The sequence below is a fragment of the Vibrio clamense genome (assembly GCF_050337905.1).
Classification (GTDB): domain Bacteria; phylum Pseudomonadota; class Gammaproteobacteria; order Enterobacterales; family Vibrionaceae; genus Vibrio; species Vibrio cortegadensis.
Genome location: NZ_JAKJTJ010000010.1, coordinates 1 through 7089 on the forward strand (window position 1 = coordinate 1; position 7089 = coordinate 7089).

The 7089-nt window shown below is 38.6% G+C and carries 10 protein-coding genes; all 10 read right to left on the reverse strand.

The window, feature by feature from the left end; translation table 11 throughout:
* On the reverse strand, nt 1-339 hold a 339-nt coding region (locus L4C39_RS00465; protein ID WP_489686395.1), incomplete at its 3' end, for an LbetaH domain-containing protein.
* Between the two features lie 727 nt (nt 340-1066).
* Nucleotides 1067-1399, reverse strand: coding sequence for a zinc ribbon domain-containing protein YjdM (locus L4C39_RS00470; protein WP_429743800.1), 333 nt, complete (start codon nt 1397-1399; stop codon nt 1067-1069).
* A 251-nt stretch (nt 1400-1650) separates the two neighbouring features.
* Nucleotides 1651-2025: a hypothetical protein gene (locus L4C39_RS00475; RefSeq protein ID WP_280605297.1), complete on the reverse strand. Its 375-nt coding sequence runs from the start codon at nt 2023-2025 to the stop codon at nt 1651-1653.
* 700 nt (nt 2026-2725) lie between these two features.
* A complete protein-coding gene (locus tag L4C39_RS00480) occupies nt 2726-3235 on the reverse strand; it encodes a hypothetical protein (protein ID WP_429743802.1) in 510 nt (169 codons plus the stop codon).
* Nucleotides 3236-3399: 164 nt separating this feature from the next.
* Nucleotides 3400-4110: an HAD family hydrolase gene (locus L4C39_RS00485; protein WP_429743804.1), complete on the reverse strand. Its 711-nt coding sequence runs from the start codon at nt 4108-4110 to the stop codon at nt 3400-3402.
* Nucleotides 4111-4317: 207 nt separating this feature from the next.
* Complete coding sequence (locus tag L4C39_RS00490) at nt 4318-4581, reverse strand: Txe/YoeB family addiction module toxin (protein WP_113795376.1); 264 nt, start codon at nt 4579-4581, stop codon at nt 4318-4320.
* The gene (locus L4C39_RS00495) at nt 4574-4828 is read right to left on the reverse strand and encodes a type II toxin-antitoxin system Phd/YefM family antitoxin (protein ID WP_113795377.1); all 255 of its coding nucleotides are present in this window, start codon (nt 4826-4828) and stop codon (nt 4574-4576) included. The genes L4C39_RS00490 and L4C39_RS00495 overlap by 8 nt, the downstream gene beginning before the upstream one ends.
* A 207-nt stretch (nt 4829-5035) precedes the next feature.
* On the reverse strand, nt 5036-5638 hold the full coding sequence (locus L4C39_RS00500) for a hypothetical protein (RefSeq protein WP_429743806.1): 603 nt from the start codon (nt 5636-5638) through the stop codon (nt 5036-5038).
* A gap of 142 nt (nt 5639-5780) precedes the next feature.
* Nucleotides 5781-6140, reverse strand: a complete 360-nt coding sequence (locus tag L4C39_RS00505) for a VOC family protein (protein ID WP_429743808.1) — start codon at nt 6138-6140, stop codon at nt 5781-5783.
* Between the two features lie 183 nt (nt 6141-6323).
* Nucleotides 6324-6773, reverse strand: a complete 450-nt coding sequence (locus tag L4C39_RS00510) for a T6SS immunity protein Tdi1 domain-containing protein (protein WP_429743810.1) — start codon at nt 6771-6773, stop codon at nt 6324-6326.
* Nucleotides 6774-7089 lie beyond the last annotated feature (316 nt).

Genomic DNA, 7089 nt, shown 5'->3' on the forward strand with positions numbered 1-7089 from the left:
ACCAATAACCGTGTTACCCGAACGCTCAAAACCATCTTTAGCATCCGCAAAGTTTTCATTGTCTTGATAGAAAAATGGAAATGTACTGACCCAGTTATTTTGATGCCCTTGATTCCCTGCCATCATAAACACCGCGCCAGAACCAATTGAGCAGTAACTTCCGATAATTAACTTATCAATATCAGTTCTATCCGGTAGCAAGTAACGAGCACANTCATCGAAACTATGATTATGATAATAACCAGAATAGTARCTGTGYTCACCCACAATGATGTTTGGGTTCGTAACTTGTTCTTTCAATGATTTACCCACAAAAGGGCTTTCAAAATAGTTGTTCAACTTGATTCCTCTTGGAAGCTTATAACGCCCAATTAAGTAGCTGACAACGCTACCAATACACTCAAACTTACCACCTAAATCACTGAAGCTAAACCGAGTTGAAAATGCCAAGCGTTGGCAGTCTGCTTAAATTGCTTGTTATGTATCTATCGGAAGCATACAAATTACTGATTTTACGTAAATAATCCTTACATATAGCTTTGGTTTCTTATTGCTCTATGTCTTAATTATCGTTTAGTGTCGTTCTTTAAATTCGCCTATATATGAGTACTAAAGAATGCATTTATCTATGTTTATTGAGCTGAGTTCTGTATTAAGCATGTTACTGATAGTAGTTGCATCTTATCTTGTTTTTTCATCAGAAAAAGAGCCTTCCGTAAAGTTTGAAAAAGTCAGTAAAACTTCATTTTACTTGTCTATTTTTGTATCAGCGGGGTGGGTTATTTACTGGCTTTCTCATATCGAGAGTATAAAACAAGTTGGGTTCATTTTAGCTTACCCAAGCCAATTGTTACTTTTTGCATCGGTTCTTAGGGTTCTGTCAATATTAAGCAACCACTTTGCTAAAGTCTCCGATACATAACGCCCAATTAAGGTGCGACAACGCTATAAAACCTAAGCTAAACCATTGCACCGTAAACAAAAATTTCAAATCGGAGTAAAATCGGCAAGCGTTAGGAGTCACTCTTAAATTGTTTGTTAGAGCGCTGATTCAAGGGCAAGTGACTTACGCTTTCTTAACGTATTTTGCCGTTACAAACATTTCGCCAGCACCATCAAGCTTACAGTCCAATTGATGATCCTTACCTTCCACAATCCGCTTTATTACACCTTTTGTGCCAATTTTAAGGTTCTGAGAACTACCTTTAACTTTGAGATCTTTCACCAATGTGATTTTATCGCCTTGCTCCAACTGATTTCCATTAACATCATGAACTGTGAATTGATTTTCAGCCTCTTCAACTGGGTTCCATTCATAGGCACATTCGGGACAAACAAGATGTGTTTGATCTTGATAAACAAATTCAGATTGGCAATTTGGGCAAGGAGGAAATGACATTAGTTATGACTTCTATTAATTGATTTAACTTATATTTTAATGATTTATCACGTTCAGTCTATGCATTATGAAAGCGACAATGAACACTAAAACATGAAAATCTGACTCAAATTGGTCGTGCGCTATAACGCCGCGTTAAGTGGTGAGCAACGCCAACCACCAAACCTAAACCATTGTGCCGTAAACACTAAAGCTAAATCAAACCGAAAATGCCAAGCGTTGGGAATCCGTCTTAAACGCTTTGTTATAGCTCAAGCGTAAACGTATTGCTCCACTCTCTTACCCCGGTCATCAACTGTAATAGCTTTAACATATATCTGGTGATTTTTAGCCATGTAGACTTGAAGATAAAACTCTTTAAGGCGATCTAAAGAAACATTGTGACTAGCTGCATGTTTTGGAAGCCATTCTCGGTAGTAACCTATTGATTTTCTTATTCTCGGAGTAAACCGAAACAACTCTTCAGTACGTACTGGAACCCAAGAAACCTGAACTGGCTTACCTTTGTTCAGGCGAGCTAAAGTATATAAATCTTCAAACACAAATGCGTCATCAATATAGTTGCACCCACCAACAAATGAGTGAGTAAAGTTGTGAGCCATTGATTTAATTAATTTATACTTCATGTTTCCCCTGAGCTATAACGCCGCGTTAAGTGGTGAGCAACGCATACCACCTTACTTAAACCATTGTGCTGTAAACACTTAAGCTGAATCAAACCGAAAATGCCAAGCGTTGCGAATCCGTCTTAAACGCTTTGTTATATTGCCCGCACGACAGAGCCAAGTTTAGCGCCAAGGTGCTGAATTGGTTACAAATCTACTGGCTTTGAACTCAGAAGTAAAACGGATAGTTCGAAACTCAATCATAGACAACAAAACGCACTTGGCTAAGAAACGAAATGAGCTGAAATTAGAGCCATTCGATTAGCTAGAATGACAAAGAATTCGAGCGAGAAACCTGACGGCAAAGTGCGCTGAAACCACGATTTTCATTTTAGCTTCCACGAAAAAGAAGCCGAGCAAAATGAACTTGAGCCAGCGAAACTTACTAACGAGGAGACTTGCGTGACGTTGCTGCTAATTAACCGACACACTTTCTACGTGCGATGGTCATTTTGATGGCAACTTTCACGAGACGAACAGGTGTGCAGATCAAACGCAGAACAAAGATAAACGGATAGTTTAACCCCTTGAATCTTATGCAATATAACGCCCAATTAAGTTGCAGACCAACGCAAACTTGAACTTAAAGCAACGCACCGATTACACCTAAACCTATTGGAGTTGAAAATGCCGCGCGTTGGCTGTCAGCTTAAATTGTTTGTTATGTTCTTCCACTTAATGATTTAACCTTTATTACTTTATTGTAGGACTTCCTTTTATGCATAATAATCATCCCGAAGAAAAGTATAAAAGACTCTCGCCATCCTGTATGTTCTAAGTAAGCATCTATAGAGTCAAAATCCTTTTTAAGTGCATTCCAGACTTCTGGTGACTTTTCGATAATATTTTTCATCCTAGCTTTAAAGTGATCTTTATCAAACGACTGATCTGTTGCATCATGTGCGCATTTGTTTCTCAGTTTCCTGAGCTGTTGATATACATCATGTTCATTTTTAGTAATAACACCTGAACGATATGCCAAAATGACTTTTAGCTCAAAGTCAGCACGATGTAATAACTCATCATTTCTTTCGATTTTTTCCAATAACCTCAGCTCAAGATGCTTCACTAACTCATTTTCAACGAGAGCTGCCGTAATTAAAACTAAAGCTCTATCGCTTTCAGCTTTTAATTGTTCAATTATTGGAATCAGTTCATCAAAGTAACTCATAATAAAACTCTGTTAATTAATAAAAAGTATGCAAACTCAGAAACATAACGCCCAATTAAGGTGCGACAACGCTATGACACCTAACCTAAACCATTGCACCGTAAACACAAATTTCAAACCGGAGTGAAATCGTCAAGCGTTAGGAGTCACTCTTAAATTGTTTGTTATGCGTATTTTCCGATAATACTCAAGAGATCTTCTACAGTATGTGCGGTGTGATCAGGCTGAAATTCCCATTGCTCTGGCTCAGAACGACTGTAACCCGCAGCAACGGCAATTACCTTAGTTTTACCACCAAGAGCATTTTCTAAATTTCGGGCAAACTTAGTATCTGCTTCGTGGTCGCCGATATACATGAGAAGTTCGCTATCTGTGTGACCAAATATTGACTCAACACACTTAATACCACCAAAGGCATGAGGCTTTTGATTACCATTTGACACATCATCATAGCCGACAATTGCCTTAAATGGAGCATCTATACCATTGCTTTTCAATACACTGCGAATATTGTTTTGTGAGTTCTGAGAGCAAATACCATGAGGTAGTAGAGAAAATTTATCGACCACTGTCTTGATACCATCAAACAATGCTACCTCTGTTTTATTTTTCTCTTGATGCTCAGCCCACAAACTTCCAGCTATAATCATTTCGTCATGAGTTAAGCCATAATAATCAACGTAAAGCTCTTGCCAATTTTTAGCGCCATGATTCGCTTCATGGTACGAATCCTCATCGTGTAAATACTTCGGTAAATGCTCACCCGTTAAGCGTGGCGCAACGATAGATAGAATAGATTTTGTGATATCAATATTTTTAGGCACGGAATTTACAAGAGTTCCATCATAATCCCACAGTATTGCATCTAATTTCATTATTACCTCTATATTCTGAATCACGTTTAAGCATACAATTTACGCTAATTTTTCGCATACGCATAACGCCCAATTAAGGTGCGACAACGCTATAACACCCAAGCTAAACCATTGCACCATAAACACTAAATTCAAATCGGAGTGAAACCGGCAAGCGTTAGGAGTCACTCTTAAATTGTTTGTTAGCTGCCTGTCGATGTTGTCAGGTTAGTAATGATATCTGCACGAAATAATAGTAATCACTCCATCATCAATCGCATAAACAAGACGATTTGAATCATCAATTCGGCGAGACCAAAAACCTGTTAAATTTTCCTTTAATGGCTCCGGTTTACCGATACCATCAAAAGGCGAACGCTTAACATCATTAATGAGCTTGTTAATTCGCTTGAGCGTTTTTTTGTCCTGCCCCTGCCAATAAACATAACTATCCCAAGCCTCATCGGTCCAAGCTAATAGACGATTACTCATCGAAAATATCTCGCTGTATTACTTTACCCGCTTTGTATTGAGCAATAGATTTATTTAAATGCTCTGCATTAGCAGGAGAGCGCATTAAATAAATGGTTTCCATTAAGCTATTGTAATAATCCAGCGACATTACTACCGCATCTTCAGAATCTCTACGAGTGATTACTGTTGCATCCGCATCATTAACTACACCATCAAGAACGGCTTTCAAACCATTTCTAGCTTCTGTGAAAGAGACAATTCTCATAACGACCTCACATGTTCAATTTAAAGTACAAGTATAAATCAATATTGTGAGTTGTACAACAAATGGGACATCGGACTGCATATACAGCTAACGCCCAATTAAGGTGCGACAACGCTATAACACCCAAGCTAAACCATTGCACCGTAAACACAAATTTTAAATCGGAGTGAAATCGGCAAGCGTTGGGGGTCACTCTTAAATTGTTTGTTAGCTGAATTTCTCAAACGGCATTAGAAGACCATTTCGTTCGTTTAATAAAGCAACACGCTCTTCATTTGAAACAAGGTTTAAAATAAGCGATATTTCTATGAACCTTGTATGAGCCTCTCTAAAAATTTCAGACTCAAAACAACGTTCAATCCAATATAGCTCTTCACCACTTATGCTGTGAAATACTTCCAAAGGCATATAGTCGCAGTGGTCAGGGTTAGCAAAGTCTGATGTTTGTTCTATACCAAATGGACCGATATTATTACCGAAAAGCCACGGTAAAAGGTACACATTAGATAACATCGTTGCTGCTAATTCATACGTTGCCTTTTCTGTATTACCTAAACGATGAGATAAAATTGAGCGACATAGCATTTGGATTGGTTCGCCAATATCATCTGGAAATTGGGCGTCATACCACTCCATGTACTCTTTTGCTTTTTTCAAATCATCAAGTACAAGCAACAGCGGAAATATTAAATACCTTTTCCCGTAACCGTCCGAGATAGCACCATACTCTCTAAGCTCACGATTAAGCCCAGATTTGTAGTTTGAGATTTTAGCTCGAATTTTCTTTTCTGTATCAGGAACTGTAAACATATTCAAATCTCATTCTATTCAGCTAACGCCCAATTAAGGTGCGATAACGCTATAACACCCAAGCTNAACCATTGCRCCGTAAACACNAANTTCAAAYCRGAGTGAAATCGGCAAGCGTTRGGAGTCACTCTTAAATTGTTTGTTAGACGCGTGTTTCAGACCACACTGCAAACTCGTTACCACTTGGCTCAACGAAATGAAAACGGCAACCCCCGGGGAAATCGAAAATTGGTCGAACAACCGCACCACCATGTTTTAGTACTTTACTCTCAGTTGCCGATATATCCGCACTATAAAAAACTAAAAGTGCACCGCCAGTTGATGTTTGACTACAAGCATCAGACTTAAAAAATCCACCATCTAAACCTTGATTCGAAAATGCCGCATATTCAGGACCATAATCAACAAATGACCAATCAAAGACAGAGCTGAAAAAAGCTTTCGTTGCAGCTAGATCCTTTGCTCCAAATTCAACGTAATTTAGCTTTTCATGTACATTCATATATTACTCCATTAATACTTGTGATCGAGAAAGCGACTAACGCCCAATTAAGGTGCGACAACGCTATAACACCCAAGCTAAACCATTGCACCGTAAACACAAATTTCAAATCAGAGTAAAATCGGCAAGCGTTAGGAGTCACTCTTAAATTGTTTGTTAGTTTCGAACTTCAAACTTTTCGTCCTACACCCCTTGAGGCAATTGACAAACCCGTTCAGTCAACTGACCTAATATTGAAAAGTGTACATCCACATCACATGGTTCAATATTGTCAAAGCTATATTCTCCACCTAAAGCACAAGGCTTAATTAAGCTATAAATCTCACCAGATTTAAGCTTCTTTCCACTTTGAATAAGATCACCCACCATAGCTACCGCAAGATAGTTAACAACAAACTCTTTATTTGATAAAAGAGAACTAAACTCATCATAACTACTTGCTACAACGTCCAATGTCGGTGAACCTGTATCTAAAAACGAAATTGACCCATCATCAATATCTTGAACAAAAGCATCGCCACTGGAGCTTATTAAGATTGGTAACTTTCTCTCGCCGATCAGCCATATCCAGCTCGATAGCAACTTTTCTCTTTCAACATGAGAGAAGTCCACTGTTAAATCGTTTAAAGTCATTATTACCTCATAGAAACTAACGCCCAATTAAGGTGTGAGCCACGCTACAACTACACTCAATTTGGACGCCGTAAACACTGAACTAGACCCAAACCCAAAATGCCAAGCGTGGGGAATCACTCTTAAATTGTTTGTTAGCACTACTTTTCACGGTTAGGTACTATTGGTCCTCTTCGACCTGGGGAGTCTTTGACTGGTGTTGGTCTTGGGACTGTTCCTGGTTTTTGGGCATCAAGCTGTCGCACACTATTTCCTTTTTCTGTTCTTCATGTAATGGTAAAAAAGCTATGTCGAGCAAAGCCGGCATAGACAACAT

What these genes read in the sequence shown, in the direction of transcription:
- L4C39_RS00470 (WP_429743800.1), bottom strand. Translation starts at nt 1,399, where the DNA reads ATGTCATTTCCTCCTTGCCCAAATTGCCAATCTGAATTTGTTTATCAA.
- L4C39_RS00475 (WP_280605297.1), bottom strand. Translation starts at nt 2,025, where the DNA reads ATGAAGTATAAATTAATTAAATCAATGGCTCACAACTTTACTCACTCA.
- L4C39_RS00480 (WP_429743802.1), bottom strand. Translation starts at nt 3,235, where the DNA reads ATGAGTTACTTTGATGAACTGATTCCAATAATTGAACAATTAAAAGCT.
- L4C39_RS00485 (WP_429743804.1), bottom strand. Translation starts at nt 4,110, where the DNA reads ATGAAATTAGATGCAATACTGTGGGATTATGATGGAACTCTTGTAAAT.
- L4C39_RS00490 (WP_113795376.1), bottom strand. Translation starts at nt 4,581, where the DNA reads ATGAGTAATCGTCTATTAGCTTGGACCGATGAGGCTTGGGATAGTTAT.
- L4C39_RS00495 (WP_113795377.1), bottom strand. Translation starts at nt 4,828, where the DNA reads ATGAGAATTGTCTCTTTCACAGAAGCTAGAAATGGTTTGAAAGCCGTT.
- L4C39_RS00500 (WP_429743806.1), bottom strand. Translation starts at nt 5,638, where the DNA reads ATGTTTACAGTTCCTGATACAGAAAAGAAAATTCGAGCTAAAATCTCA.
- L4C39_RS00505 (WP_429743808.1), bottom strand. Translation starts at nt 6,140, where the DNA reads ATGAATGTACATGAAAAGCTAAATTACGTTGAATTTGGAGCAAAGGAT.
- L4C39_RS00510 (WP_429743810.1), bottom strand. Translation starts at nt 6,773, where the DNA reads ATGACTTTAAACGATTTAACAGTGGACTTCTCTCATGTTGAAAGAGAA.